Annotated in this window: 20 protein-coding genes; 4 read left to right on the forward strand and 16 right to left on the reverse strand. The window is 72.3% G+C overall.

All coding sequences use genetic code 11. The features are described 5' to 3' along the window. Nucleotides 1-5 precede the first annotated feature (5 nt). The 6 genes from ACIBAE_RS11965 to ACIBAE_RS11990 all read right to left on the reverse strand — a co-directional run bounded on the left by ACIBAE_RS11965 (nucleotide 6) and on the right by ACIBAE_RS11990 (nucleotide 10,551). Complete coding sequence (locus ACIBAE_RS11965) at nucleotides 6-3,587, reverse strand: DNA polymerase III subunit alpha (RefSeq protein ID WP_399284213.1); 3,582 nt, start codon at nucleotides 3,585-3,587, stop codon at nucleotides 6-8. A gap of 207 nt (nucleotides 3,588-3,794) precedes the next feature. Further along, the gene (locus ACIBAE_RS11970) at nucleotides 3,795-4,976 is read right to left on the reverse strand and encodes a S1 family peptidase (RefSeq protein ID WP_399284215.1); all 1,182 of its coding nucleotides are present in this window, start codon (nucleotides 4,974-4,976) and stop codon (nucleotides 3,795-3,797) included. 266 nt (nucleotides 4,977-5,242) lie between these two features. After that, nucleotides 5,243-6,049 carry a DUF1684 domain-containing protein gene (locus tag ACIBAE_RS11975; protein WP_399284216.1) on the reverse strand — a complete coding sequence of 269 codons (807 nt, stop codon included), beginning with the start codon at nucleotides 6,047-6,049 and terminating at the stop codon, nucleotides 5,243-5,245. A 5-nt stretch (nucleotides 6,050-6,054) separates the two neighbouring features. After that, on the reverse strand, nucleotides 6,055-7,353 hold the full coding sequence (locus ACIBAE_RS11980; RefSeq protein ID WP_399284279.1) for an NtaA/DmoA family FMN-dependent monooxygenase: 1,299 nt from the start codon (nucleotides 7,351-7,353) through the stop codon (nucleotides 6,055-6,057). A 125-nt stretch (nucleotides 7,354-7,478) separates the two neighbouring features. Then, nucleotides 7,479-8,555 carry an LLM class flavin-dependent oxidoreductase gene (locus ACIBAE_RS11985; protein WP_399284218.1) on the reverse strand — a complete coding sequence of 359 codons (1,077 nt, stop codon included), beginning with the start codon at nucleotides 8,553-8,555 and terminating at the stop codon, nucleotides 7,479-7,481. A 10-nt stretch (nucleotides 8,556-8,565) separates the two neighbouring features. After that, the gene (locus ACIBAE_RS11990; protein WP_399284219.1) at nucleotides 8,566-10,551 is read right to left on the reverse strand and encodes an FAD/NAD(P)-binding protein; all 1,986 of its coding nucleotides are present in this window, start codon (nucleotides 10,549-10,551) and stop codon (nucleotides 8,566-8,568) included. Nucleotides 10,552-11,772: 1,221 nt separating this feature from the next. On the opposite strand from ACIBAE_RS11990, the gene ACIBAE_RS11995 reads away from it, so the two are divergent. Further along, nucleotides 11,773-12,207, forward strand: coding sequence for a cell division protein SepF (locus ACIBAE_RS11995; RefSeq protein WP_399284220.1), 435 nt, complete (start codon nucleotides 11,773-11,775; stop codon nucleotides 12,205-12,207). Nucleotides 12,208-12,247: 40 nt separating this feature from the next. Here ACIBAE_RS11995 and ACIBAE_RS12000 read toward each other — a convergent pair whose 3' ends face one another. Both ACIBAE_RS12000 and ACIBAE_RS12005 read right to left on the reverse strand, forming a co-directional pair. Continuing rightward, nucleotides 12,248-13,444, reverse strand: coding sequence for an acyl-CoA dehydrogenase family protein (locus tag ACIBAE_RS12000; protein ID WP_399284221.1), 1,197 nt, complete (start codon nucleotides 13,442-13,444; stop codon nucleotides 12,248-12,250). 154 nt (nucleotides 13,445-13,598) lie between these two features. Further along, nucleotides 13,599-15,377 (reverse strand): MFS transporter, encoded by a 1,779-nt coding sequence (locus ACIBAE_RS12005; protein ID WP_399284222.1) that lies wholly within the window; start codon nucleotides 15,375-15,377, stop codon nucleotides 13,599-13,601. A 424-nt stretch (nucleotides 15,378-15,801) separates the two neighbouring features. Here ACIBAE_RS12005 and ACIBAE_RS12010 point away from each other — a divergent pair, with 424 nt between their 5' ends. Further along, on the forward strand, nucleotides 15,802-16,788 hold the full coding sequence (locus ACIBAE_RS12010; protein WP_399284223.1) for a phosphatase PAP2 family protein: 987 nt from the start codon (nucleotides 15,802-15,804) through the stop codon (nucleotides 16,786-16,788). Nucleotides 16,789-16,981: 193 nt separating this feature from the next. Here the strand turns inward: ACIBAE_RS12010 and ACIBAE_RS12015 are convergent, their stop codons facing one another. From ACIBAE_RS12015 to ACIBAE_RS12025, 3 genes are all read right to left on the reverse strand, one after another. Then, a complete protein-coding gene (locus ACIBAE_RS12015; protein ID WP_399284225.1) occupies nucleotides 16,982-17,197 on the reverse strand; it encodes an I78 family peptidase inhibitor in 216 nt (71 codons plus the stop codon). A gap of 366 nt (nucleotides 17,198-17,563) precedes the next feature. Next, nucleotides 17,564-18,409, reverse strand: a complete 846-nt coding sequence (locus ACIBAE_RS12020) for a hypothetical protein (RefSeq protein ID WP_399284227.1) — start codon at nucleotides 18,407-18,409, stop codon at nucleotides 17,564-17,566. Continuing rightward, nucleotides 18,406-19,692 carry a glycosyltransferase family 4 protein gene (locus tag ACIBAE_RS12025; RefSeq protein WP_399284228.1) on the reverse strand — a complete coding sequence of 429 codons (1,287 nt, stop codon included), beginning with the start codon at nucleotides 19,690-19,692 and terminating at the stop codon, nucleotides 18,406-18,408. Before ACIBAE_RS12025 ends, ACIBAE_RS12020 begins: the two co-directional genes overlap by 4 nt. A gap of 508 nt (nucleotides 19,693-20,200) precedes the next feature. Between ACIBAE_RS12025 and ACIBAE_RS12030 the strand changes: the two genes are divergently transcribed. Both ACIBAE_RS12030 and ACIBAE_RS12035 read left to right on the forward strand, forming a co-directional pair. After that, nucleotides 20,201-20,989 carry a hypothetical protein gene (locus ACIBAE_RS12030; RefSeq protein WP_399284230.1) on the forward strand — a complete coding sequence of 263 codons (789 nt, stop codon included), beginning with the start codon at nucleotides 20,201-20,203 and terminating at the stop codon, nucleotides 20,987-20,989. A 193-nt stretch (nucleotides 20,990-21,182) separates the two neighbouring features. Beyond that, entirely contained in the window at nucleotides 21,183-21,488 is a 306-nt protein-coding gene (locus tag ACIBAE_RS12035; protein WP_399284231.1) for a hypothetical protein, read from the forward strand. A gap of 114 nt (nucleotides 21,489-21,602) precedes the next feature. Here the strand turns inward: ACIBAE_RS12035 and der are convergent, their stop codons facing one another. The 5 genes from der to aroH all read right to left on the reverse strand — a co-directional run bounded on the left by der (nucleotide 21,603) and on the right by aroH (nucleotide 26,159). Beyond that, nucleotides 21,603-23,063, reverse strand: coding sequence for a ribosome biogenesis GTPase Der (gene der / locus ACIBAE_RS12040; RefSeq protein ID WP_399284233.1), 1,461 nt, complete (start codon nucleotides 23,061-23,063; stop codon nucleotides 21,603-21,605). Nucleotides 23,064-23,133: 70 nt separating this feature from the next. Next, nucleotides 23,134-23,721: a lysophospholipid acyltransferase family protein gene (locus tag ACIBAE_RS12045; RefSeq protein WP_399284280.1), complete on the reverse strand. Its 588-nt coding sequence runs from the start codon at nucleotides 23,719-23,721 to the stop codon at nucleotides 23,134-23,136. 53 nt (nucleotides 23,722-23,774) lie between these two features. After that, nucleotides 23,775-24,500, reverse strand: coding sequence for a (d)CMP kinase (gene cmk, locus ACIBAE_RS12050; protein WP_399284234.1), 726 nt, complete (start codon nucleotides 24,498-24,500; stop codon nucleotides 23,775-23,777). 214 nt (nucleotides 24,501-24,714) lie between these two features. Then, complete coding sequence (locus ACIBAE_RS12055) at nucleotides 24,715-25,800, reverse strand: prephenate dehydrogenase (protein WP_399284236.1); 1,086 nt, start codon at nucleotides 25,798-25,800, stop codon at nucleotides 24,715-24,717. After that, nucleotides 25,797-26,159 carry a chorismate mutase gene (gene aroH, locus ACIBAE_RS12060; protein ID WP_399284238.1) on the reverse strand — a complete coding sequence of 121 codons (363 nt, stop codon included), beginning with the start codon at nucleotides 26,157-26,159 and terminating at the stop codon, nucleotides 25,797-25,799. The genes ACIBAE_RS12055 and aroH overlap by 4 nt, the downstream gene beginning before the upstream one ends. Nucleotides 26,160-26,320 lie beyond the last annotated feature (161 nt).

The following is a 26,320-nucleotide window of genomic DNA, read 5'->3' on the forward strand; positions in this document are numbered from 1 at the left end:
CGGCCTCATCCCGCGCTTCCGGGACTGGAGTGCCACAGCTTCCGTCCGGTGGGCATGCCTTCGCCGGGCGGCCGGAGGTCCGACCAGGGGTTCATCTCGTAGCCCGTGGACAGGTGGATCCGCCGGCCCCGGTCAGGGGACGGGGAGGCGGCGGAGGGCGCCGGCGGAGCGTCCAGCGCCGCCGCGACCGCGTCCAGTCCCCCTCGCTTCCGCAGTTCCACCAGCTCCGCCAGATTCCAGGCCGCCGCCCCCACCACACTCAGGCTCCGCGGACCGCGCCGCTGCACCACCCCGCGCACCAGCAGCAGCCAGGAGTGGAAGACGGTGTGCGCGCACGCCTCGTGGCTGTCGTCGAAGAAAGCGAGGTCGACCAGGCCCGTACCGTCGTCCAGCGTCGTGAAGATGACCCGCTTGCCGGAGCGGATCGGCGGGGTCTGGGTCGCCGCCTTGGCGCCCGCGACCAGGACGGTCCGGCCGTGCGGCATCTCGCGCAGCCGCTTGGCCGACATGGCTCCCAGCTCTTCCAGGAACGCGTAGTGATCCGCCATCAGGTGGCGGGAGGCGTCCATACCGAGCACGCCCAGCTCGGCGCTGAGCCGTTCGGCGTCGCTCAGGTCCGGCAGCCCGGCGGGGGCGGTCCGCCGCCCACCGCCGAGCGGGAGCTGGTCCCCCTGGGCCCCGGCGGAGTCCCGTCGCCGCGCGCCGTGCAGTTCGGACAGGTGCAGCAGCAGATCGCGCCGGTTGGCGCCGAACATGTCCAACGCGCCCACCTGCGCAAGCCGTTCGGCGACCGGGCGGCCCGGGCGGCCGCGCTGCCAGAAGTCCAGCAGCGAGGAGTACGGCTGTCCCGCCACGATCCGGGCCGTCTCCGTCCCGCTGATGCCGTGGACATCGGAGAGCGCCAGTCTGAGCCCCCACACCCCGGCCGGGCCGGAGCCGGACACCGCCGCCCCGGATGCCGCACCGGACGGCGCACCGGACGGCGCACCGGACGCCGCGCGGGACACTCCAGGGCCATTATCAGACACCAGTTCGATTTTATGAGTGGCCGCCGACCGGTTCACATCCAGCGGCAGCACCGGCACCCCCCGCCGCCGCGCGTCCGCCAACAGCAGCCGCTTCGGGTACATCCCCGGGTCATGGGTGAGCAGCCCGGCGTAGAAAGCGGCCGGATGGTGGGCCTTCAGCCAGGCCGACTGATAGGTCGGTACGGCGAAGGCGACGGCGTGCGCCTTGCAGAAGCCGTACGAGCCGAACGCCTCGACGATCTCCCAGGCGCGCGCGACGACCTCGGGCGCGTACCCCTTCCGCCGTGTCCGCTGTTCGAACCAGGCGCGGATCCGGCCCTGGGACTCGCGGTCGGAGAGGCCCCGCCGCACCTTGTCCGCCTCCTCCCGGCCGCAGCCGGTCATGATGTCGAGCATCTGGATGATCTGTTCGTGGAAGACGACCACGCCATAGGTGCCGCGCAGCGGTTCCTCCAGGTCGGGGTGGGGGTAGCGGACGGGTGCCCGGCCGTGTCTGGCCTCGATGAACGGCCGCACCATGTCGGCCGCCACCGGTCCCGGCCGGAAGAGCGAGATGTCGACCACCAGGTCGTGGAAGGTGGCGGGCTGGAGCCTGCCGACCAGATCGCGCTGGCCCGGTGATTCGATCTGGAAGCAGCCCAGGGTCTCGGCGGAGCGGATCAGCCGGTAGGTCTCGGGGTCGCCCTCGGGCACCTGCTCCGGGTCGTCGATGTCCACCACCTGTCCGGTGGCGCGCTCGATCTCCGTGACCGCGTACGCCATCGCCGACTGCATCCGTACACCCAGCACATCGAGCTTGAGCAGCCCCAGGTCCTCGACGTCCTCCTTGTCGAACTGGGACATGGGGAAGTTCTCGCCGCTGGTCGGCACCACCGGGGTACGGCGCAGCAGCGAGGCGTCCGAGAGCAGCACGCCGCACGGGTGCATGGCGACCCCGCGCGGCAGCGCGTCCAGGGCCTCCACCAGTTCCCACAGCCGGCCGTACCTCGCCCCGTCCCGCCGGTGCTCCCCCGCCAGCGCGCGCAGTTCGGGCAGTTCCTCCATCGCGGCGCGGGCGTCCCTGGCCCGGATGTGCGGGAAGGACTTGGCGATCCGGTCGATCTCGGCCGGGTCCATGGAGAGGGCCGCCCCCACATCCCGTACGGCATGGCGCACCCGGTAGGTCTCGGTCATGGCGACGGCCGCGACCCGCTCGGGGCCGAAGCGGTCGAGGATCGTGCGGTAGACCTCCAGCCGCCGCGCGGACTCGACGTCGATGTCGATGTCCGGCAGTCCGGGCCGGCGGGTGGAGAGGAAGCGTTCCATCAGCAGCCCGTGCGCGACCGGATCGGCGTGTGCGATCCCCAGCAGGTGATTGACCAGGGAGCCCGCGCCGGAGCCGCGCGCCGCGACCCGGATACCCATGTCCTTCACGTCTTCGACGACCTGGGCGACGGTGAGGAAGTAGGAGGCGAAGCCGAGCCGGTCGATCGTGCTCAGCTCGGCGTCCATCCGCGCCCAGTACTCCCGGTCCCGGTCGTAGCCGCGCAGCACCATCCCGGCGGCGCAGCGCGAGCGCAGCACGCGGGCGGCGGTACGGCGGTCCGCGCCGACCAGCCGGGACTCGGGAAAGTGGATGGTGCCCATCCCCAGATCGTCCTCGGGATCGACGAGAGCGCCGGCGGCGGTCTCCTCGGTCAGGGCCAGCAGCCGGTGCGCGGTCTCGCGGCGGAATCCGGCGGCCTCGGCGATCAGCTCGGCGGTACGGGCCATCCCGGCCGGGTCCTTGAGCCAGCGTTCTCCGCTGTCCAGGCCCCGGCGCGGGTCGATGGGGACCAGCAGGCGGGCCGCGTCGAGGACGTCGGCGACCGGGCCCTGTCCGGGATCGGCGTAGCGCACGGCGTTGCTGAGTACGGCCCGTACGCCCTGTTCGGTGGCGAAGCCGAGGGTACGGGCGGCCTGTCGCAGCGAGCCGGGGCCCGTGCCCGTACGCCCGTGCTGTCCGGGCCCGGGGCCCGTGCCTCCGTGGTACACGATCTCCAGACGCAGCGCGTCGCCGTAGATCTCGCGCCAGGGCGCGAGCAGTCGGGCAGCCCGGTCGGGGCGGCCGGCCGCGAGGGCCCGGCCGATCTCGGAGTCGGGTCCGAGGAGCACGGTCAGTCCCGCGCCGTGGTTGTCCTGCCAGGGCAGCAGCGGGGCGCCGTCCCCGGCGGCGTGCGCGGTGGAGACGAGCCGGCACAGCTCCGCCCAGCCCGCCGCGCCGTCCCGGGCGAGGAAGACCGCGCGGGGCGCGGACTCGTCGATGAAGGCGCCGCCGCGTACGGGGGTGCGCCGGCGCTCGGTGGGGCCCTCTTCGCGTGCCCGTTCGCCGACCGCGAGGTCCACCCCGAAGATCGGCCGCACGCCCTCTCCGGCGCAGGCCTTGGCGAAGCGGACCGCGCCCGCGAGGGTGTCGCGGTCGGTCAGGGCGAGGGCGTCCATGCCCCGCTCGGCCGCGCGCTCGGCCAGCCGCTCCGGGTGGGACGCTCCGTAGCGCAGGGAGAATCCGGAGACGGTGCGCAGATGTGTGAACCCGGACATCCGCGCCTCCTGGACCTAGCCGTTCTCACCTCCCCCGCTTTCCACCATAAACCAAGTATCGAACATTCGTACGATAGCGAGCGAGTCGGCCATTTCACCCCCTCCCACCTGCGTCGATACGGTCCGTGGCCGGACCTGTACGCCGAGGAGCCCGGCCCGCCATCACTGGCGGGCCGGGCTCCTCCGTCCTTCGGACAGGCCTGAGGGTCAGCCGATCTGGGCACCCACCGCGGCGAGCGCGTCGGGCACCGGCTGGAAGAACGTCTCACCGCCCGAGGAGCAGTCACCGCTGCCGCCCGAGGTCAGCCCGAGCGCGGTGCTGCCCGCGAAGAGCGCGCCGCCGCTGTCGCCCGGCTCGGCGCAGACCGTGGTCCGGATGAGCCCGTTGACGATCTCGCCGCTGCCGTAGTTCACGGTGGCGTCGAGCCCGGTGACCTGGCCGCTGTGCACCTGGGTGGTGGAGCCGCTGCGGGACACCGTCTGCCCGACGGTCGCCTCGCCCGCCCCGGTGATCGGCTGCGTGCCGCCGTTGTAGAGGTCGACCTCGCTCGGGTGGGCCACCGACGAGGTGTACTTGACGAGGCCGTAGTCGGTGCCCGGGAAGGCGGACGCCGCGTTCGCCCCGATCTCCGCGCCGGTCTGCGAGTCGGACCAGCTCCGGACGGCCTCCGTGCAGTGACCGGCGGTCAGGAAGTACGGCTCGCCGCCCTTGACCACGTTGAAGCCGAGCGAGCAGCGCGCACCGGAGCCCCAGATCGCGTCACCGCCGGCGATGAGGAGCTTGAACTCCCCTGCCGTCCTCTTCAGTTCGGCCTTGGCGCCGAGCCCCTTCACCACGCTGTCGAGTTTGCTCAGCGCCTCGCCCTTGACCGTACGGTCGGCCGTGACGACCACCTTGTCGGTCACCGGGTCGACGGCCCAGGAGGTGCCCGGGATGGTCGCCTTGTCGGTGAGGGTCCGCCGGGCACTCGTGAGCTCGCCGAGGGAGTTCGCGACCAGTCTGGCCTCGCCGCCCGCCTGACGGACGGTCTCGGCCGCCCGTTCACTGACGACGTTCACCACAAGCGCCTTGGAGGTGGCGTCGTAGTACGAGCCCGCCGCGTCCGCGCCCAGGCTCTTGCCGAGGGTGGATGCGAGGTTTCCGGCCGCCGTCGCGGTCAGCGACTTCACCGTGGGCGAGGGCGACACCTCACTGGCGTTCGCAGTCTGGAAGGTGACGCCCGCTACGACAAGGGCGACGACGGCACTGCCTGCCATCGTCGCCCGCTTCTTCGAAATACGCCGATGCTGCAACACGAACCTCCTGTGGGGGCCGTGACAGAGCATGTGGGGTGCGCTGTCACGGAGGTGGAGACGCCCACTATTCCGAGACCGGCCAGTAACACACAAGGTCGACTTCCGGACGCGCGTACGACCTTGCTGCCGTACTTCAGGGCTGTCGCCACCCTAGGTCGGCCAGGGTCGGTTCCATATGCGAACACCCCGTGCGACGCGGTGCCATCGGGGGGTGAGGACCAGACCTGTCCTGAATTCGCCCCCACAGGAGCGGGATCACGGCGCGGCCGGGCGCTCCTTCGCGTACGGCCGTCCTGGGTGAGGAGATCCGGGCACCCAGGTGGCCGCTCGACGAGGAACGGGCGTCGGCCGAGGGGGCGTCAGCCGGCGTGGAGAGTGAGCTCACCCGCCGGGACCGCGATCGGGAGGGTGTTGCCGGGCGGCGGGAAGGGGCAGATGAAGTGGTCCGCGAAGGCGCACGGCGGCAGCAGCGACCGGTTGAAGTCCACGGTCACCGTCCCGTCCGGGGCCGGGGCCGAGGGCCGCAGGAAGCGGAAGCGGTAGCTGTCCTTGCCGCTGGTGGTGTCGGCGAAGACCGCCCAGAGCGAGCCGTCGGGCTCCACGGCGACCTGGAGGGTGTGGACCGTACCGCCGACGGTGAAGGAGACCTCCCCGCCGAGGCCGAGCCCCCGTTCGCGCCCGTCGGCGTTCTCGACCTGGACGGTACGGCTCTCCTCGTACGGCCGGAAGCGGCCGGGCAGCGCCCAGTCACGGTCGTACGGGGTGGCCTCGATGCCCTGGAACGCGCGCCGCGCGTCGGACTTCGGATCGATGTCGCGGACCGCCCAGAGCCCTTCCCGGCGCAGGACGACCAGCCTGCGCTCACCGGTCGCGATGCGCGACGCGTCGAACGGGCCGACGTCGGCGGTCAGCCGGATCTCGCCGGTCAGCGGCTCTCCGTCGGCCGTCAGCCGGTCCCCGTCCACCGCCGTCAGCACCACCTCGTCACCGTCCTCGCGCCACACCCCCGGCACTGCCGGAAGACGCCCCTCCGGATGATCGGCGAGCCAGTGGGTGCCGGTCAGCGAGAGCGGCCCGTACGGTGCCGAGACCGTCAGGACGCGGTGTTCGTGCCAGCTCCTCCAGTCCTCGGCGGGATCCGTGGCGTCGGATGCTTCGGTGGTCATGTCGGTCAACCTTTCCTTACGGGCTCGGCCAGCCCCAGATGGGAGCGCAGCGTGGACCCGGTGTATTCCGTACGGAAGGCCCCGCGCTCCTGGAGGAGGGGGACGACCCGGTCGACGAAGTCGTCGAGTCCGCCCGGGGTGAGATGCGGGACGAGGATGAAACCGTCGGCCGCGTCCGCCTGGACGAAGGCGTCGAGCTCCTCCGCGACGCTCTCCGGGGTACCGATGAAGGACTGCCGCGCGGTGGTCTCGATGACCGTCTGACGGATCGACAGGCCCTTGGCCTCGGAGAGCGCGCGCCACCTGGCCGCGACCGCGAGCGGATCGCCGACCCGCACCCGGCCCTGGACCAGCCCGGAGTCCGGGTCCGGGTCGATCTCGGGCAGCGGACCGTCCGGGTCGTACGCCGAGAGGTCGCGCCCCCAGATCTGCTCGGCGGCCAGGATCGCGTTCTGCGGGGAGACCTGCTGCTCACGGATCACGGCGGCCCGCTCCCGGGCCTCCGCCCCGGTGTCGCCGAGGACGAAGGTGACCCCCGGCATGATCTTGAGGTCGGCGGGTTCCCTGCCGTACTTCGCGAGCCGGGCCTTGGTGTCCGCGTAGAAGGCCCGGCCCGCCTCCAGCGTGCCGTGGCGGGTGAAGACCACATCGGCGGCGGAGGCGGCGAACTCCCTGCCCTCCTCGGAGTCGCCCGCCTGGATGACGACGGGGTGGCCCTGCGGGGAGCGGGGGACGGTGAACTCCCCTTCGACCGAGAAGTGCCGCCCCGCGTGGGCGACGGGGCGCGGAGCGCCGTGCGGGGCGCCGGGCCCCGCCGGGGTCCACGAGTCCCACAGCTCACGGGCGGTCGCGACGAATTCGGCGGCCCGCGTGTAGCGGTCGGCGCGGTCGAGGTAGCCGCCGCGCCGGAAGTTCTCGCCGGTGAAGGCGTCGGAGGAGGTGACGACGTTCCAGGCGGCGCGGCCGTCGCTGAGGTGGTCGAGGGTGGCGAGCCTGCGGGCCAGCTCGTACGGCTCGTTGAAGGTGGCGTTCACCGTGGCGGCGAGGCCGAGCCGGTGGGTGACGGCGGCCAGCGCGTTCAGCACCGTGATCGACTCGGGGCGGCCGACCACGTCCAGGTCATGGATGCGGCCGTTGTGCTCGCGCAGCCGCAGGCCCTCGGCGAGGAAGAAGAAGTCGAATTTTCCGCGCTCGGCGGTCCGGGCCAGGTGCTCGAAGGAGGAGAAGTCGATCTGGGACCTGGAGCGGGGGTCGGTCCAGACGGTGGTGCTGTTGACGCCGGGGAAGTGGGCGGCGAGATGCATCCGCTTGCGGCCGGTCGGCAGGTCGGTGGGCACGTCGGCGGGCGCCTCGGCAGCCGGGCCGGCAGCCGGGCCGGCGGGCGGGCCGGCGGGCGCGTGGGTCGGCGGATCGGTCGGCAGGTCGGTGCTCATGAGGCTCCCCCGGCGGGCGTGTACTGGTTGACCGGGCGGGCGAGGCCCAGATGTTCACGGAGCGTGCCACCCGGATGGAAGGTGCGGAACCGGCTGCGGTGCTGGAGCAGCGCCACCGTGCCGTTGACCAGCCGTTCGAGATCGCGTACCGGCTCGGCGGGCGTGAGATGGAAGCCGTCCACGGCGCCCGTCCCGTGCCAGCTGATGATCAGTTCGGCGAGATCCACCGGGCCCCCGCTGTAACGCGGGCCACCGGCGCCGGCTTCGGTGGTGCGCGACGCGTTCTCCAGGCCCGGCCGCGTGGAGCGTTCGCCGCCGCCGAGATCGACGGTGAGCGCGGCCAGCACCCGCAGCGAGTCCGGATCACGGCCATGTCCGGCGGCCCGGGAACGGAGCCTCTCCCGGACCGCGCCGGCCTCCTCGGGCCAGCCGGCCCTGACCAGGACGACATCCGCGTATCGCGCGGCCGTCTCGCCGCTGTGGTCGTCCTTCGCCTCGATCACGGTGACGGGGTGGCCCTGGGGCGGCCGGGGCACGATGGCCGGGCCGCGGACCGTGAAGCCGGTGCCCGCGAAGTCGACGTAGTGCAGCTTGTCGCGGTCGATGAAGCGCCCGGTCGCCGTATCGCGGATCTCCGCGTCGTCCTCCCAGCTGTCCCACAGCCGCGCCGAGACGTCCGCCACCTCCCCCGCCTCCTGCCACAGGGCAGCGGCGGGTGCGGCCGGACGGCGGCCGAAGAGCCGGGCCTGCGCCGGGGTGTCCGACACGTCGACGAGCCAGCCGGCCCGGCCCCGGCTGACCCAGTCCAGGGTGGCCACCGCCGAGGAGACATGGAAGGGCTCCGTGTGGGTGGTGGTGACCGCCGGGACCAGACCGATGCGCTCGGTGGCGGGAGCGACCCGGGACATGACGGCGAGCGCGTCGGGCCCGGGGCGGCCGAAGGAGTCCTGGAGGGTGACGAAGTCGAGGGCACCGCGCTCGGCGAGCCGGGCGAGTTCGACGTACCCCGTGGCGTCGAAACGCGGCGGACCGCCGATCTCGGCGGCCAGGTACAGGGGGCGGGTGGCGGGCATGGCGTGCCTTTCAGCTGCGGTTCGAAGGCTGCGGGAGAGCGGCGAGCAGGGTGAGCGCGGCGCGCGCCGCCGCGTCGTTCTGCCCGAACGCCGGACCGCCCGTACGAGGCCGGGTGAACGCCCCGCTGGAGCGGGCGGTGGTGTACGGACCGAGCGCGAAGCGGCGGGGGTGCGGCCGGCCGTCGCTCTCCAGCAGCCGCGCGTCGTCCGGGTCCACCCGGACCAGGCCCGCCGAGGCCGTGGCGGCGCCCTCCTCGTACAGCGCGCGCAGCAGCGGACTGCGGGTGCGCTCCGGCGCGGGGTCGGGGAGCCGCGCCTCGACGAGGGCGCGCGCCTCGACGTCGTCCCCCGGCACTCCGCCGCCCCGGGCCCGGAAGACGCCGCGCCGCTCGTCGGCCTCGACCGTCATCCCCGCACCCAGGAACCGTACGACCCCGGCCCGCGAGAGCGCGAGCAGCTGGCGCAGCCGGGGGCCCGGCGGCCCGGAGGCGAGATGGCTGAAGAAGCCGTGCCAGTGCCCGCGCGGGTCGCCGATGTCACCGAGGCGGATCAGCTGGCCGTAGACCGAGAGCAGTCCGAAGAAGACGCCGAGGTCCGCGCTGTGGGACGCGTCGTGCCGGCGGGCGAGGTCGGCGCCGATGTAGTCGCGCAGGCCGTCCTGGAGTGCGTCGTACGAGGGGAAGCCCAGCCCGTCCAGCGGGCGGTCGAGCGCGCCGAGGTCGAGCCGGTCGGCGGGGTCCGGGACGGCTTCCTCGACCAGGGTCTCCAGTTCGGGGCTGCCGGGGTCGGCGGCCGCGTACTTCTCCTCGAAGGCGAGCCGGTCGACGCGCGTGCGCCCGGGGTGCGCGGTGAAGAGCCGGTGGTAGTGGGCGAAGCCCAGCTCCTTGACGACCAGGGGCCAGAGGTCCCGCCGGAAGTCGAGCGGGTCCGGCCGGCCCAGCAGCTCGTCGATCTGGGCGGGGCCGAGGAACCGGGGCAGCGGGGGCCGCTCGCCGTCGAGCCCGTAACCGATCTTGGAGTGGTACGGGACACCGCGCCGTGAGCCGACGAACAGGACCGGTTCGCGTCCCGAGGGGTGGTAGACCAGTTCCCCGCCGTCCTCGGGGCGCCCGGTGTAGTGGCCGCCGCGCCCTTCGGTGAGCAGCACCATCAGGTCGACGAAGGCGAGTCCGAGGCCGCGCACGAGGACGGGTTCGCCGGCCGGCAGGGCGGACAGATCGCTGTCGGCGGTGAAGTCGGGCGGCAGATGCACCAGCCGGTGCCGCCGCGCGAAGGCGGCCAGCTCCCGTTGTTCCGCGTCCGGTTCGCCGTCGAGGTGTCCGAGGGTCAGGACGACGGCGTCGGCGGGCAGCGGTTCGGCACGGCCCTCCAGCCGGACGTGCTGCCGTCCGTCGCGCGGACCGCTGACGCGCAGGGCGCGGGTGGGGTGCCGGTGGATGGTGATGTGGGGCGGCAGAGCGGCCGCCGCCCGCTCGTGGACCCAGCTGAGATAGGCGCTCTGCACCCGCCGGCTGGGGAAGGCCTGACCGGTCAGAGCGGCGATCTCGGCGCGGAGCCCGGGAACGGCGCTCGGGCTCGGGCTCGCGGTCCCGGTCGCGGGGCCTGTGAACGCGGCGCGTTCGGACTCGGCGCGTTCGGACTCGGCGGAGAGCTGTGCCCGGCCCTCTCGGATGTCGCGTGCCCATTCGTGCAGCGCGGGTCCCTCGCGTACCGGCCCGGCCAGGGACACCGAGTCGTCGGTGAACATGGTGACGTCCTGCGCCATGGAGTTCATCCAGAGCAGCGGTGACTGGTCCCGGCGCCAGATCCGGCCGCCGCCGGGCGGATGCGGGTCCACCAGGTGGATGTCGAGCGGGCGGCCGTCGAAGAGGGAGGGCACGTTGGCGGCGAGTCGCTCCAGGAAACCCGTACCGCGCGGACCTGCCCCGATGATGACGAGAGACGGGGTGACAAGCGGCTGAGGGGCAGGGTCCGAGGACTCCGGGGACACAGACATGCGAGGGCTCCGTGGATGCGGTGATCGAACACGGGAAGTGCCTTCACGGAGAACGAAACGCGGGCGGACCGAGCCCCTCAGCACGATCCGCTGCACAGAGGCTACGGCGCGTGCACGGCGGACTGTCAAGCTTGTCCACACTGTGAGCGGGCCGCCCCGGGCTGGTTGACGCGGAAACGGATGCCTGTTCCACTGGGCTCATGTATGCGCAGCAGTGGCTGGTCACGCGCTCCCACATCGACTTCGGTCGCGTGTGGTCCTCTTCCTGTTGAGCTGACGCCCTGCACTCGCCTCCGTCCCACCCGGCGCCCGCGCGCCGTTCCCCCGAGCCTTCACACGCAGCGCGTCACGCTTTCCTCCCCTCGCACCCAGCCCGTTCCCGGCCTCCGGCGGTCCTGACCGGTCAGCCGCAATCACACCCGCAGTCGCAGCAGTCACCACCGTCGGAACAATCGCCGTCACAGCAATCGCAGCAGTCGGTGTGGCGGAGGCAGCCCTGCCCCTTCCTGCCCGGCCACGGACCCTCGTAACGGTCCACGTAATGGTCCGCGCGGCACAGTCGGCAGGTGCGGCGCAGCCCGACGAAGGCGGCGCAGCCGGCCAGGAAGCCGCGCCTGCCCGGCCCCAGTGACTCCTGCCCGGGGGGTCGGCGGCGGCCGCGAGGCGTACGCCCTCACCCCGGGCGACCGGGGCGGTCCGCATGCCGCGCGGCGGACACGGACCGGTGGTGCGGGGGTGCGGGGGTGCGGCGCTGCCCGGGGGCGCGTTCGGCCTGAGCCTCCGTCAGGACCGGGACGATCAGCCCGTCGTCATGGGTGACGACCCGTGAGGACTGGCCGTGGTCTGCACGAAGTGCCGGGCAGAGCCCGCAGAGGTGGGCCGTCCACTCGGTTCGGAGGCTGTCCGTGAGCCGGTGGGCACAGGGGCTGACGATTCCGAACACGACGGTCCCCCGAGAGTCGTTCACCTGTACAGAGACGCATCGTATCGAGTGAAACCCTCACCCGGATGTCCCCATCCTCACCCATCTGGCCGGAAGTTCATATTTTGCGCCGAATAAGGCCCCGTACCCCGGAATAACCTTGACGAACCGCCACATCTTTCTGCACCAGTACCGTCACGAATCGCCTGCGCGCCGACTATCCCCTTGGCGCGCAATCCGCATCATGGACGACGATAGGGATAGGGAACGACATGTGATCGCGGTGAAAGGAGGCGTCCATGGGATCGGTGCGCAAGGCGAGCGCCTGGCTGGGTCTCGTCGAGGACAACGACGAGCGTTACTACGACGACGAGTACGCCGAGGGTGCGGAGAGTGGCGACACCTGGAAGACCGACCCGCGCGTACGGGTCGCCTCCGAGGCCACCCACGAGCAGGACCGCAGGATCGCCACCGTCTCCCCGGACAGTTTCCGGGACGCCCGGGGCATCGGCGAGCTCTTCCGCTCCGGCATTCCGGTGATCATCAATCTCACCGCCATGGAGCCCGCCGACGCCAAGCGCGTCGTCGACTTCGCCGCCGGACTGATCTTCGGGCTGCGCGGCTCGATCGAACGGATCGCCACCCGGGTCTTCCTGCTGAGCCCGGCCGACACCGAGGTCGTCACCGGCGGCACCGGCACCGGCCGCCAGGACGGCTTCTTCAACCAGAGCTGAGCGGGGCGCTCACCGGTTCGACCGGCTCATCGGTCCACCTTCACCGGAAGGCGTCAAGGCCGGTGAGCGCCTTGCCCAGCACAAGCTGATGCATCTCCACGGTGCCCTCATAGGTGAGCACCGACTCCAAGTTCGCCGCATGCCGCATCACCGGATACTCCAGCGAGATCCCATTGGCGCCGAGAATGGTCCGCGAGGTGCGGCAGATCTCGATCGCCTCCCGCACGTTGTTGAGCTTGCCGAAGCTGATCTGCTCGGCGCGGATCCGGCCGGCGTCCGTCCGCCGCCCCAGATGGTGGGCGAGCAGGATGCCCTTGTGCAGTTCGAGGGCCATGTCGGCCAGCTTGGCCTGGGTGAGCTGGAAGCCGCCGATCGGCCGGCCGAACTGCTCACGGGTCCTGGCGTACTGGAGCGCCGACTCGAAGGCGGCGCGTGCCGCCCCCATCGCGCCCCAGACGATTCCGTAGCGGGCGTGACTCAGACAGCTGAGCGGCCCGCGCAGCCCGGTGGCCTCGGGAAGGACGGCGTCGGCCGGCAGCCGTACGTCGTCGAGGACCAGTTCACTGGTGACCGAGGCACGCAGTGACCACTTATGGGTGATTTCCGGTGCCGAGAAACCGGGGGTGCCGGCCGGAACGAGGAAGCCGCGAATGCCCTCGTCGGTCTGCGCCCAGACGACAGCCACCCCGGCTACCGAGCCATTGGTGATCCACATCTTGCGGCCGGTGAGCACCCAGTCGCCGCCGTCGCGCCTGGCGTGCGTGCGCATGCCGGACGGGTCGGAGCCGTGATCGGGTTCGGTGAGGCCGAAGCAGCCGATGATCTCGCCGGCCGCCATGCCCGGCAGCCACTGCCGCTTCTGCTCCTCCGAGCCGAAGCGGTGGATCGCGTACATGGCGAGCGAGCCCTGTACGGAGACGAGGGAGCGGATGCCGGAGTCGGCGGCCTCCAGCTCCAGGCAGGCGAGCCCGTACTGCACGGCGGTGGCACCCGCGCAGCCGTACCCCGTGAGGGACATGCCGAGCGCACCGAGGGAACCGAGTTCGCGGGCCAGCTCACGGATCCCGGGCAGCTCGCCGCGCTCGAACCACTCGGCGATGTACGGCAGGACACGGTCGGCGGCCCAGCCGCGCACGGTGTCCCGGATCGCCAGGTCCTCCGGGTCGAGCAGATCGTCGATGCCGATCGGGTCGCCGGGGTCGAAGGGCGGCGGCTTGGGGGCGGACGGTGCGGGCACGGGGGCGCCTCCGGCGGCTCACGCGGGCGGGGAATCGGGCGACCGGAAACGAGCGACGCCGGTTACGGATCGGCCCCGACGTTACGGGTCGGTGCACCGCCCGTCCAGACCCGGCACGCGGGACGTACGGGCCCCGGCGCGGTCAACCGCCAGGTCAGGCGCGGCCACGGCTCAGCGGGAGGGCCGCGCCGGACTGCTCGGACGACTCGCACAGCCGACTGCCCGGACCGACCGGCCGCTGTTCGCCGGAGCGCTGTTCGCCGGAGCGCTGCTCACCGGAGCGCTGTTCACCGAAGCGCTGCCGTGGTGGCCGCGCCTCCTGTACCCGCGGCGGCGGCTCCTGCCGTACTTCTCCCCGCGGCTGCGCCTCTTCCCGCTCGTCGGCGCCCGGCGCCGGGCAGCACTCCATGATCTTCGGCAGCCGTAGCGCGGCCAGCGCACCGAGCAGCAGCAGACCCGCGCTGACAAGCAACGTCACATGCAGGCCTTGCACGAAGGAGTGACGCGCGGCGATCCGCAGGGACTCGCCCGCGCTCCCGCCGAGCCGGGCCGCCACCTGGTAGGCCTCGCCGAGCGAATCGCCCGCCGCCGAACCGGCCGAGGCGGGGACGCCCTTCACCGACGCCATCGCGGGCGCGTACGCCGCGTTCATCACACTGCCGAGCAGGGCGATTCCCAGCCCCGCGCCGAGCTGGTAGGACGTCTCGCCTATGGCCGCCGCCCCGCCCGCCTGGTCGGCGGGGGCATCGTTGAGCATCGATTCGTAAGCGCCGAAGAGGGTGGTCTGGAGCCCGAAGCCGAGCAGGACGAACGCCACGGTCAGCAGCCCGGGCCGGTCGTACTGGCCCATCAGGGTCAGCAGCAGGACGGCGGCGGCGGTGAGAACGAAGCCCCAGGCCACCATCCGGCGCGGACCCACCCGCCGCAGCGTGGCCGACCCGGTGGCACCGGCGGCGATCGCGGCGAAAGTGAGCGGCAGCAGCCGCAGCCCGGTCGCCAGCGGGCTCAGTCCCAGCACCAGCTGGAGGTACTGGACGGCGATCAGCTCCAGGCCGACCAGCGCCAGCATGGCGATGACGATGCAGCCGACGGAGGTGGAGAAGGTGGGCCTGGCGAACATCCGCATGTCGATCAGCGGGTACGCCCGCCGTCGCTGTCTGCGGACGAAGAGGATCAGCAGAGCCGCGCCGAGACAGACCGGGACCAGCGTGGCGGGGCCGAGCGGGGTCTCGCCGGCGCCGAGCCGCTTCACACCGAAGACCAGGCCCAGTACCCCGACCGCCGCCATCAGCGCGCCGAGCACGTCCCAGGGGCCGTCACCCGGGCCCTTCGACTCGGGCAGGAGGAAGCGGCCGAGCGGCAGGATGACCGCCAGCAGCGGGATATTGATCAGGAAGACCGAGCCCCACCAGAAGTGCTCGACGAGAAAGCCGCCGAGGACCGGGCCGACGGCGGCCCCGACGGCGGCGACCGCCGTCCAGGCCCCGATGGCGACGGCCCGCTCCCGCCGGTCCGGAAAGACATGGCGCAGGATGCAGAGCGTCGCGGGCATGATCATCGCGCCGCCGACGCCGAGCAGGGCGCGCGCGCCGATCAGCACCATCGGCGAGCCGGCGAAGGCCGCGAGCGCCGAGGCGGCGCCGAAGAGGGCGTACCCGATCAGCAGCACCCGGCGGCGGCCGACCCGGTCACCGAGCGTGCCGAAGAGGATCAGCAAGGAGGCGCAGACCAGTGGATACGCGTCCACGATCCACAGCAGCTCGACGCCGCTGGGACGGAGGTCCGCGGTGACGGCCGGGACGGCGACATGCAGCACGGTCGCGTCGAGCGCGACCAGCAGCAGACTCGTACAGAGGACGACCAGGACGACCCAGCGGTTGGCAGCGCCGTCGGCGGCACGCGGCCGTGCTCCGGCCGTGCTGATCCCGGACATCCGCGTAACCTCCTGATGCGTCCCTCGCACGCGGCGGACCGTGAGGGACCGGGGGTCCCGCTGGGCGGCCCGGCATCGACCGGCGAGTGAGCCGTCAGCGTACGCGAGTGCACCCATGTGACGCGTGGTGCATCTCTCACCCTCACGACCAGGGAGTGTGGCGTACGCCACTCCCCCATGCCTGGACCGCGGCCCGCGGCGCGTGAGCGGGGCCAGAAATTCGACACGGCATTGAGGCGAGCTATTTTCGTTCCCCGCAAAGCCGGTCCTGGAGCGGCGTGCCGATGAATAGGGCGCAAGGTCACGTGGATTTCAGGAACCACCTCGGATAAAACACGATCCGAGACCTGTTCCACATCACATCGTCATCACGAAGAGACCGGAACGCCCTTCTCGCTCACTCACTCGCTGTAACGTCGATTGGGTGCGTACCGACATCTTCGCCCGGCTGGACCGGGAGCCGGAGCCGCCGAAGATAGAGACCCCGCGGATGAGCCGGACCCGCAAGGCTCTTCTCGGCGGCACGTTGGCGTTCTATCTCGCCATCGTCGTTGCCGTGCTCGCCTCCTCCTGGCTGGTGACCCTCGACTGGAAGGTCATGCTCTTCCGGCCCTATCAGCAGTGGCCGGGCCTGCACGCCTTCCTCGACTACTTCGTGGTGCTCGGACAGCGCGGCCCCACCGCCGTGATGATCGCGGCCTGGCTGGGCTGGCGTTCCTGGCGCCAGCACACGCTGCGGCCGCTGCTGGCCCTCGGCGCGGCGCTGCTGCTGCTCAATGTGACGGTCGGGGCCGTCAAGCTCGGCCTCGGCCGGCTCGGCCCCCACTACGCGACACGGATCGGCTCGGCCGAGCTCTTCGCCGGCGGCGATATATTTCCTTCCGGTCACACCGCCAATGCCGTCGTGACCTGGGGAATCCTGGCGTATCTGGCGACCACGCCCCGGGCCAGGCGCTATCTGTCGATCCTGTCGTCCGTGGTGGCCCTGGGAGTCGGCGCGACGACCGTCTACCTCGGCACACACTGGCTGAGCGATGTCCTGCTCGGCTGGGCCGCCGGTCTGCTGATCCTGCTGGGGCTGCCCTGGTTCGAGCCGGTGATCGGCCGCACCGAGCGGGCCATCTTCGCGGTGCGCGAACGCTGGCGCGCCCGGCGCAGGGCCGCCGCCCCCTCCACCCCGGTCGCGGCCGGGGGTCCCCGGCCGGGACAAGGCCCACCGGGATCGTCGCCGGACGGTGAGGGACCACCCCGCGAGCCGATCACGGCAGGTCACGCCGGCCTCGCCACGGCGAACCGGAGCACCGGACAGCTCACCCAGTCGCGACCGCACGCGCTGCGCGCGGAACGGCCTCCGATGACCCCGGGCGGCAACCGGCGCCCGGCGCGCTCCCGGCCGGCGGCCGGCGGCTAGGCCCCGTCCGGCGGACAGGGCCTGGGGTGTCCGGCGGACGGGGCCTGGGGCCGCTCATCCGGATCTTGCCGGGCTCGCGCCTGATCCGGACGGAAGCCCCTGGGCGCCGCCGCCGAGAGCGGGCTACGCGCGCACACGGAAGCCCCGGCCGCGCGGCCGGGGCTTTTCGCGCGATCGGCGGCCGGTGCGGGGCTCAGCCCAGCCAGCAGCGGATGACCCTGCCGTTCTCGACCTCGAAGTTCAGCCGGCCGGCCACGAACTCCATGGTGATGATCGAGCCGGGGGGCAGGGATCTGACCGTGGTCCAGCCACGCACCCGGGCGCGCTGTTCCGCGCTCGTGGCCTCCAGGCCGACGTAGGAGCCGGGTATGTCGTCAGGCTGAGCGGGCGGGGTCGGTATCGGTGCCATACCACTCACCGTAGGCGCCCGGGGGCGGTGAAGGAAGCGGGCGATGACAGGGCAGGGCACTTCTTGTCCGCTGCTCGTCCGCTCGTTCACTCGTCACACTTCTGCCACAGCGTGCCGCACCCGCCGGGCGGAGAGGACTTCACTCTTTTGGAGCACCCCCACCACGACCGGCGTAATTCCCCGCCTTCCGAGGATCACACCATTATTCCGTTCCGCATTTTATTCTTCTTCGGGCCCGTCGATGTTCCGAATAAAAGGAAAGATTGGTGGGGAATTCACGATTCCCCCGCATAATCCGCCGCCTGACCGCACGTCCGGTTACCGGGTGTCCGGGGGAGCAGACCCCGGACACCCGGACGGGATCGATCAGCTCCGGTGGCCCACGGGAGCCGGGACAGGGTCAGGGGCAGGGTCGAACCGTACGGAGAAATCGTTGTCGCCCGTGTAGCAGGGGGTGGCCCGCCAGCCGTCCGTCCCGTGCTCCGGGTAGACGTGGACCGCCCGCTTGTCCCAGATGTCGTCGAGGATGCGGGAGATCCTGATGCCGGCGGCGTCCGGGGCGGGCAGCAGCCACAGATCCCACCACCGGCGCTCCGCGACCGGCTGCTCGGCCAGCGGACCGTACGGCAGGGTGAAGGCGAAGACGCCGCCCCGGCCGGTGACCGGGACCCGGTGCGTACGGTCGCCGCCGCGCAGCCGCGCCTCCGCCGTGGCCCCCTCCCCCAGCTCGGCCCCGTACAGCACGCCCTCGACCGTCGCCGTGCCCGGCTCGCAGCGCACCGTCCCGGCCTCCGCGTGCGGCGCGCGGACCCAGGAGCGGACGGCCAGCCGGCCGTCGGCCGTGGGGTACGGGATCCGGGCGGCGACCCGGCCCGCCCCCGGCACCCGGTCGATGAGGGCCCGCAGATCGCGGACGCCGGACCGTACGGGCTGTTCCCCGGAGGCTCCCGTGCCGATGTCCCAGTACCCCTCGGCCAGGTCGACCGTGCTGGGCAGTACGGCCCGCAGCCGGGAACCCCCGGAGCCGGTCAGCGGCAGGCGCACCTCCTCGTCACCGGTGGCGCCCCGCTCGCCCGGTCCGCCGCGCCTGCGCAGCACGAGCACCGCGTCCGGGCGGGCGGCGCCCGTGATGTCGAAGGTGATGCCGCCCGCGGAGTCGGCGATGCAGTCGGCGGCGACGCGCGGCACACGCCGTCCGGTGGGTCTGGTCATGCGGTTCTGCCCTTTCGGATCACTTCGGCGGCCCGGACCGCGTCGGCGGCCCTGTCGCGCACGGTGTACGCGCCGCCCAGGACGGCGCTGCCGCCACGGGCCAGCCTGTCGCTCAGCATGCCCCGGGGGCTCCGGGCCAGTTCGGTGAAGAGCGCCTCGTGGCGCGCGGCGATACGTGCCGGGTCGAAGCGGGCCGAAGCGGCGAGCGCCGCCTGGCCCAGGCGGTGGCGTCGTGGGTCGTCCTCGATCAGCCCGAGCAGTGCTCCGGCGATCGCGTCCACGTCCCCTGTCGGCACGAGCAGTCCGTCGATCCCGTCCTCGATGATCTCGCCGGGTCCGTACGGGCAGTCGGTGGCGACGACCGGGAGGCCGCAGCGCATCGCCTCGACGATGGTCATGCCGAAGGCTTCGCGGCTGGAGGTGACGGCGGCGAGTGATCCTTTCACCCACTCCGCCTCCAGGGGATCGGCGGGCCCCATCAGAAAGACGTGGTTGTACAGCTCGTGTTCCTCGATGAGGCGGCGCAGCGCCTGTTTCTCGTCGCCCATCGCGTCGCCGTTGCCGTGGATCCGCAGCCGCCAGTCGGGGCGGACCGCCACGACCTGGGCGAAGGCCCGCACCAGCAGGTCGTACCGCTTGACCGGGGTGAGCCTGCCCGCGGCGACGACCCATTTCCCGGTGGCCTCGGCGGGGGCGACCACCGGCTCCGGCACGCTGTTGGGCACCGCTTCGATCCGTACGCCGGGCAGCCGCAGCCGGGTGCGGTAGTCGTGCGCGTCCGCCTCGGTGACGGTGGTGACGGCGTGGAGCAACCGGTAGCGGTGAGCGATCTCCCGGCGGAGCCGGGCACCGTGACCGGCGAGCGAGAGGTGCTCCTGACCGACGCGGACCTGGCCGTGCGAGGCCCGCCGGGCGATATGGACATTGAGCCCCGGCCGGGTGCCGATGACGACATCGGCGTCCAGGGAGCGCAGACAGGCGTCGATCCGGGCGTCGGTGAGGCGGCTGTACTGCCGGTAGCGGCCTTCCCCGCGCGGGAAGAGCCGGGCGGCGCGCGCGGCCTCCGGGTCGTCGCCCTCATAACCGGGGGTGCCCCGGCGCAGATCGACCAGGTGTCGCAGCCGTACCCCGGCCGGGGCGCCCAGGGCCGGGTCCTCGCGGTGGCGGAAGACCGAGACGATCTCCACGTCGTGCTGCTCGGCCAGGGTCGCGGCGAGCGTGAACGTCGTCCGGATCGTCCCGCCGATGCCGTACGCGTTGTGGAGCAGGAAAGAGATGTGCATGCGTCGCCCGGTCCCCCTGGTGTCGTCGTCCGTTCTCGGGAGCCGTCTCTCGCGAACGTCTCCCGCGAGTGGTCTCCTGCGGGGCAGTCCCCCGCCGGCCTTTCCCGGGCCGACTGGGTAGACGCGGAAAAGACCCACATGGTGCCGACTTCGAGCAGATCCGTACGATCGCGCGCCGACCCGGTACCGCCCCGCCACGGAAGTCGACACCGTCGGCGTACGGAAACATCCGAATGGACCAACGAGATCCGGCCATCCCTTTGGTTCGGTGATTTCCCGATTTGTCGACCTGTCCGTATACCGATCGGTGCCGCACCGGCCCCCGTCAACTTCGCGGTGGTCGGGCGGCGTTGGCGTGGAAGGAATCGCTCCGCCCGACGGCGCGCCGTTCCCGCCGGTTGGTTCGATTCCGTGCCCTTCGACGCGTGACCCGGCCCACGGCTCACCCGTTGTCTTCTTTACGAGCCGGGAACAGCCCGGCCCACGCACTGAGTTCGAGGAGCCACCCGTGCCGCGCATGCTCGACGTCAGCGAGGACGTACGCGCCGAGATCGGCGACGAAGAAGCCGACCGGCTGCTTGCCGGCGAGAACTCCCCGGGCAGTTACGACTGCACCTCCTGCCGGACCCCCGGCGACTCCGAACAGGAGCGGACCAGCACCGTGCTGTTCGTCGGTGAGGAAACCGCCGTTCTCGCCTTCGCCCACGCCACCTGCATTCCCTCCCAGGTCGTCCAGGTCGCCGAGGACCAGCTCCAGGGCGCCGTCCGGAGCATCACCGGCGGCGACCCCCAGGCGGCGGGGGGCGGCCCCGCCGCCGCGCCGGGGCAGGCCGTCCTGGGCGTCACCAGCGGTCTGGTGCTGATCGAGGGCGATCTGCACCCGGCCCTGGTCGTCGAACCGACCGCCGCGATCGCCCGGCCCGGGTCGGGGGGCACCGTCGACGAATTCCTGCCGCTCCTCGTCGAGCAGGGCTTCCAGCCGGTGTCCGACCTGCACCTGCGGCCCGTCCCGCTGGCCGGCTGGTCGGTGCTGCTCGCCATGGGCCAGCTGCACGCCGTGCTGCAGCCCGGCAGCAGCGGCGGCGCCCCGGTCGCCTGGTGGCAGGCCCATCAGCCGCTCCAGGTCACCGAGGGCTGGCGGGCGGCGGCCAACCGCTCGCACACCGTGCTGGTGTTCGCCGCACCGGTCGGTTCCATCGGCCAGCAGCCTCGTGAGGATCTGCTGCGCGACGCCCTGGAGAAGGCGGCGGCCAACGGACAGCTGGTGGCCGCCGCGATGCCGCTGGCCGGGACGTGACATGACCGAGGCCACGGGCCCCGGCCGCCGAGTGCCAGGAATACCGGGGATGCCGGGGATGCCGGGGATGCCGGGGATGCCGTCGGCAGCGATTTACCTGGACAGCCCGCATCCGACGGAGGGCGGGGTCGTTGGCACGTATGTGCACTCATACGACCCTTCCCGCCAGTCGTTCCAGAGTCAGATCCCGTCCATGCGTCCCGCGCAGGACGTAGCGGACGGGTACTCGACAACGCCGATCTACGACGCGCTCTACTCCGAATTCCGCCGGTCCTTCCGGGCACTGCCCGGCGACCGGAGCAACGAGGAGAATCTGGGCTTCACGGCCTTCGGCACCGGGCTGCACGCCGCTCGCGGCGGGTACGGCGGCAGTCACGGCGGGTCCGGCCAGACACCGTACGCGGGGTCCTGGCAGCGGGACGCCCGGCAGCGCACCGGGCGCCATGCTCCGGCAGCCCTGCCCCCGGCACTTCCACCGGGCCCCCGCCGGGGCGCCTGACGCGCCGGCCGCGCCGGAGAAGCGGCGCGGGGACCCGGCAGCCGAAAGCGGTGGGCCCGGCACGGAATCATCCGTGCCGGGCCCACCGCTCTGCCGCCGTGTGTCCGCAGCGGTTTACTTCTTGCGGCCGCGCTTCTCACGCACCCGCACGGAGATGTGGATCGGGGTGCCCTCGAAGCCGAACTCCTCGCGCAGCCGGCGCTCCACGAAGCGCCGGTAGCCGGCCTCGATGAAGCCCGAGGCGAAGAGTACGAAGCGCGGCGGCTTCGTGCCCGCCTGCGTACCGAACAGGATGCGCGGCTGCTTGCCGCCCCGGATCGGGTGCGGGTGGGCGGCGACCAGCTCGCCGAGGAACGCGTTGAGCCGTCCGGTCGGGACCCGGGTCTCCCAGCCCGCCAGCGCCGTCTCGATCGCCGGGACCAGCCGCTCCATGTGCCGGCCGGTGCGCGCGGAGACGTTCACCCGCGGCGCCCAGGCGATCTGGGCCAGCTCGGTCTCGATCTCGCGCTCCAGGTAGTAGCGGCGCTCTTCGTCGAGGGTGTCCCACTTGTTGTACGCGATCACCAGGGCGCGGCCCGCCTCGACGGCCATCGTGATGATCCGCTGGTCCTGGACGCTGATGGACTCGCTCGTGTCGATCAGGATGACCGCGACCTCGGCCTTCTCGACGGCGGCCGCGGTGCGAAGCGACGCGTAGTAGTCCGCGCCTTCCTGGAGGTGGACCCGGCGGCGGATGCCCGCCGTGTCGATGAACTTCCAGACCGTGCCCCCGAGCTCGATCAGCTCGTCGACCGGGTCGCGGGTGGTGCCCGCGATCTCGTTGACGACGACGCGCTCCTCGCCGGCGACCTTGTTCAGCAGGGACGACTTGCCGACGTTCGGGCGGCCGATGAGCGCGATGCGGCGGGGGCCGCCGATGGCGGTGCCGAAGGTCTGCGCGGGGGCGTCGGGCAGGGCTTCGAGCACCGCGTCGAGCATGTCGCCGGTGCCACGGCCGTGCAGGGAGGAGACCGGGTGGGGCTCGCCGAGGCCGAGCGACCAGAGGGCCGTCGCGTCCGCTTCGCCGCTCTGTCCGTCGACCTTGTTGGCGCAGAGCACGACCGGCTTGCCGGCCTTGCGCAGCAGCCGCACCACGGCCTCGTCGGTGTCGGTCGCGCCGACCGTGGAGTCCACGACGAAGACCACCGCGTCGGAGGCTTCGATCGCGTACTCGGCCTGGGCGGCGACGGAGGCGTCGATGCCCAGTACGTCCTGCTCCCAGCCGCCGGTGTCGACGACCTTGAAGCGGCGGCCCGCCCACTCCGCCTCGTACGTCACACGGTCACGGGTGACGCCCGGCTTGTCCTCGACGACCGCCTCACGGCGGCCGATGATGCGGTTCACGAGGGTCGATTTGCCGACATTCGGGCGGCCGACGACGGCGAGGACGGGCAGCGGGCCGTGACCGGCCTCACCGATCGCGCCCTCGATCTCCTCGGCCTCGAAGCCCTCCTGCGCGGCAAGCTCCATGAACTCCGCGTACTCGGCATCGCCAAGCTCTCCGTGCTCGTCGCCGGAGTCGATCTGGTCGTTCATGAAGTCCGTACCTCGTTCATCGTGATCGGTGGGCCACGGCTCGCGGCCCACTACTCAAGTCAAATCATGCCTAGCGCCCGGTGAGGCGCCTGGCGTTCTCCAGGTGGGCGGTCAGCCGCTCCTGGATCCGGACGGTGGCGTCGTCCAGCGTCCTACGGGTACGCCGCCCGCTTCCGTCGCCCGCCTCGAAGGCGTCGCCGAAGACGACGTCCACGCGGCTGCGCAGTGCGGGCAGCGCCGGTATCAACCGTCCTCTGCTCTCGGCGCTTCCCAGCACCGCGACCGGGACGATCGGTGCCCCGCTCCGTACAGCGAAGTATGCGAGACCGGCACGCAGTGACGCGAAATCGCCTTCGCCCCGGGTGCCCTCGGGAAAGATCCCCAGCACCCCGCCGTCCTGGAGCACCCCGAGCGCGTCGGTGATCGCGGCGCGGTCGGCGGCCGTACGGTCCACCTTCAGCTGCCCGATCCCCCGCAGGAAGGGGTCCAGCGGTCCGATGAACGCTTCCTTCTTGATCAGGAAGTGCACCGGCCGGGGCCCGGTGCCCATCAGCATCGGACCGTCTATGTTGTGCGAGTGGTTGACGGCGAGGATGGCGGGGCCGCTCCCCGGGACCCGCCAGGCGCCCAGCACCCGTGGCTTCCAGAGCCCGTACATCAGGCCGATGCCGATGCCCCGTCCGACGGCGGCGCCCTTTCCCGACGGTGCGGTCACCTGGCGGCCCGCTTCTCCTCGACCAGGGTGACGACGCACTCGATGACCTGCTCCAGTGTGAGGTCGGAGGTGTCCACCTCGACGGCGTCGTCGGCCTTCGCGAGCGGGGACGTCTTGCGGCTGGAGTCGGCCGCGTCCCGCTTGATCAGGGCCTCCCGGGTGGCGGCGACGTCGGTCGCCTCCCTGCCGGTCAGCTCACCGCTGCGGCGAGCGGCGCGCGCCTCCGGGGAGGCGGTGAGGAAGATCTTGAGGTCGGCGTCCGGCAGGACCGTCGTGCCGATGTCGCGGCCCTCGACCACGATGCCCCGCTCGGCCGCCGCGGCGATGGAGCGCTGCAGTTCCGTGACGATCGTCCGCACCTCGGGCACCGCGCTGACCGCGCTGACCTGGGAGGTGACCTCCTGGGTGCGGATCGGGCCCGCCGCGTCCACCCCGTCGACCGTGATCGTGGGGGCGGCCGGGTCGGTGCCCGAGATGATGACGGGCTTGGTCGCGGCGGTCGCGACGGCGGCGCCGTCCCGTACGTCGACGCCGTTGCTGATCATCCACCACGTCATCGCGCGGTACTGCGCGCCGGTGTCCAGGTAACTCAGTCCGAGCCGGGCGGCCACAGCCTTGGACGTGCTCGACTTGCCCGTGCCGGAGGGCCCGTCGATGGCGACGATCACTGCGGCCGGAGCGGTCCGGGCGGCGTTTGCGGCGGTTTCCACGGAGGCGGACACCTTCCTGGTTCACGGGGTGGATGTGCCAGGGCGCCGATACGCCCTGGCACAAGGTTACCGAGTACTCAGGGGCGCGAATGCACCCGTTCGGCGGGACGCTTCCCTGCGTATACCCCCGCCCCGCCTTCCCGCACGGCCCGGACGCGCCTTCCCGCACGGCCCGGACGCGCCTTCCGCACGGCCCGGAGGCGCCTTCCGCACGGCCCGGAGGCGCCTAACGGCGGATGGACCAGCCTCGTTCGCGCAGGGCGGCGCTGAGCACCGGAGCGGCCGCCGGCTCCACCATCAGCTGGGCCAGGCCCGCCTGCTGCCCGGTCGCGTGTTCGATCCGCACGTCTTCCACGTTGACGCCGGTGCGCCCGGCATCCGCGAAGATACGGGCCAGTTCGCCCGGCTGGTCGCTGATGAGGACCGCGACGATCTCGTAGGTGGCCGGGCCCGCGCCGTGCTTGCCCGGCACCCGCACCCGGCCCGCGTTGCCGCGCCGCAGGACGTCCTCGATACCGGCCGCGCCGCCGCGCCGCTTCTCCTCGTCGCCGGACTGGAGGGCGCGCAGCGCCTGGACCGTCTCGCCGAGATCGGCGGCGACCCCGGCCAGGACGTCGGCGACCGGGCCGGGGTTGGCGGAGAGGATCTCGACCCACATCCGGGGGTCGGAGGCCGCGATGCGGGTCACATCGCGGATGCCCTGGCCGCAGAGCCGTACCGCTGTCTCGTCCGCGTCCTCCAGCCGCGCCGCGACCATCGACGAGATCAGCTGCGGGGTGTGCGAGACCAGGGCGACCGCCCGGTCGTGCGCGTCCGCGTCCATGACCACCGGCACGGCGCGGCAGAGCGCGACCAGTTCCAGGGCCAGGTTGAGCACCTCGGTATCGGTGTCCCGGGTGGGGGTCAGCACCCAGGGGCGCCCGTCGAAGAGGTCGGCGGTCCCGGCCAGCGGTCCCGAGCTCTCCTTGCCGGCCATCGGGTGCGTGCCGATGTACGGGGCGAGATCGAGGCCGAGCTCCTCCAGCTCGCGCCGGGGGCCACCCTTGACGCTGGCCACGTCCAGGTAGCCGCGGGCCACTCCGTCCCGCATCGCGGCGGCGAGGGTGGCGGCGACGTGCGTGGGCGGTACGGCGATGATCGCGAGGTCGACGGGCCCGTCCGGCGCCGCGTCCGTACCCGCGCCGAGCGCGGCGGCGGTCTGGGCGCGGGAGGGGTCGTGGTCGCTGAGATGGACGGTGACCCCCCGGCCGGCCAGGGCCAGCGCCGCCGAGGTGCCGATCAGGCCTGTTCCTACGACGAGGGCGGTTCTCACTGGGCGACGTCCTTGCGGAGGGCGGCCGCGGCGCCGAGGTAGACGTGCGCGATCCTGGATTTGGGAAGGTCGGACTCGACATGGGCGAGGATGCGGACGACCCGGGGCAGAGCGCCGGTGATGTCCAGTTCCTGGGCGCAGATCAGCGGGACGTCCACGATACCGAGGCCCCGGGCGGCGGCGGCCGGGAAGTCGCTGTGCAGATCGGGCGTGGCCGTGAACCAGATGCTGATCAGATCGTCCGGGGTGAGGTCGTTGCGCTCCAGGATCGCGGTGAGGAGCTGCCTGACCTGGTCGTCCATGTGCCCGGCTTCGTCCCGCTCCAGTTGGACGGCTCCACGGACCGCTCGTACCGCCACGGCGTTCTCCCCAGTCTCCTCAGTGATCGAGTGCTCGGTTCAGCGTAGTCAGCCGGAGGAAGCCGCCGCGCCACCCGGCGGACCTCACGTGCGGACCCCAGCTGCGGGCCAGGGGGAGCGGGCCGGCCGGCGGAGAAGATCACGGTGTCCGGGGGGTCGGT

This window comes from Streptomyces sp. NPDC051569, from assembly GCF_044454085.1.
GTDB lineage: Bacteria > Actinomycetota > Actinomycetes > Streptomycetales > Streptomycetaceae > Streptomyces.

Coding starts and splice junctions, on each gene's coding strand:
- ACIBAE_RS11965 (WP_399284213.1), bottom strand. CDS start 3,587: ATGTCCGGGTTCACACATCTGCGCACCGTCTCCGGATTCTCCCTGCGC.
- ACIBAE_RS11975 (WP_399284216.1), bottom strand. CDS start 6,049: ATGACCACCGAAGCATCCGACGCCACGGATCCCGCCGAGGACTGGAGG.
- ACIBAE_RS11980 (WP_399284279.1), bottom strand. CDS start 7,353: ATGCATCTCGCCGCCCACTTCCCCGGCGTCAACAGCACCACCGTCTGG.
- ACIBAE_RS11985 (WP_399284218.1), bottom strand. CDS start 8,555: ATGCCCGCCACCCGCCCCCTGTACCTGGCCGCCGAGATCGGCGGTCCG.
- ACIBAE_RS11990 (WP_399284219.1), bottom strand. CDS start 10,551: ATGTCTGTGTCCCCGGAGTCCTCGGACCCTGCCCCTCAGCCGCTTGTC.
- ACIBAE_RS11995 (WP_399284220.1), top strand. CDS start 11,773: ATGGGATCGGTGCGCAAGGCGAGCGCCTGGCTGGGTCTCGTCGAGGAC.
- ACIBAE_RS12005 (WP_399284222.1), bottom strand. CDS start 15,377: ATGTCCGGGATCAGCACGGCCGGAGCACGGCCGCGTGCCGCCGACGGC.
- ACIBAE_RS12015 (WP_399284225.1), bottom strand. CDS start 17,197: ATGGCACCGATACCGACCCCGCCCGCTCAGCCTGACGACATACCCGGC.
- ACIBAE_RS12020 (WP_399284227.1), bottom strand. CDS start 18,409: ATGACCAGACCCACCGGACGGCGTGTGCCGCGCGTCGCCGCCGACTGC.
- ACIBAE_RS12025 (WP_399284228.1), bottom strand. CDS start 19,692: ATGCACATCTCTTTCCTGCTCCACAACGCGTACGGCATCGGCGGGACG.
- ACIBAE_RS12035 (WP_399284231.1), top strand. CDS start 21,183: ATGCGTCCCGCGCAGGACGTAGCGGACGGGTACTCGACAACGCCGATC.
- der (WP_399284233.1), bottom strand. CDS start 23,063: ATGAACGACCAGATCGACTCCGGCGACGAGCACGGAGAGCTTGGCGAT.
- ACIBAE_RS12045 (WP_399284280.1), bottom strand. CDS start 23,721: ATGTACGGGCTCTGGAAGCCACGGGTGCTGGGCGCCTGGCGGGTCCCG.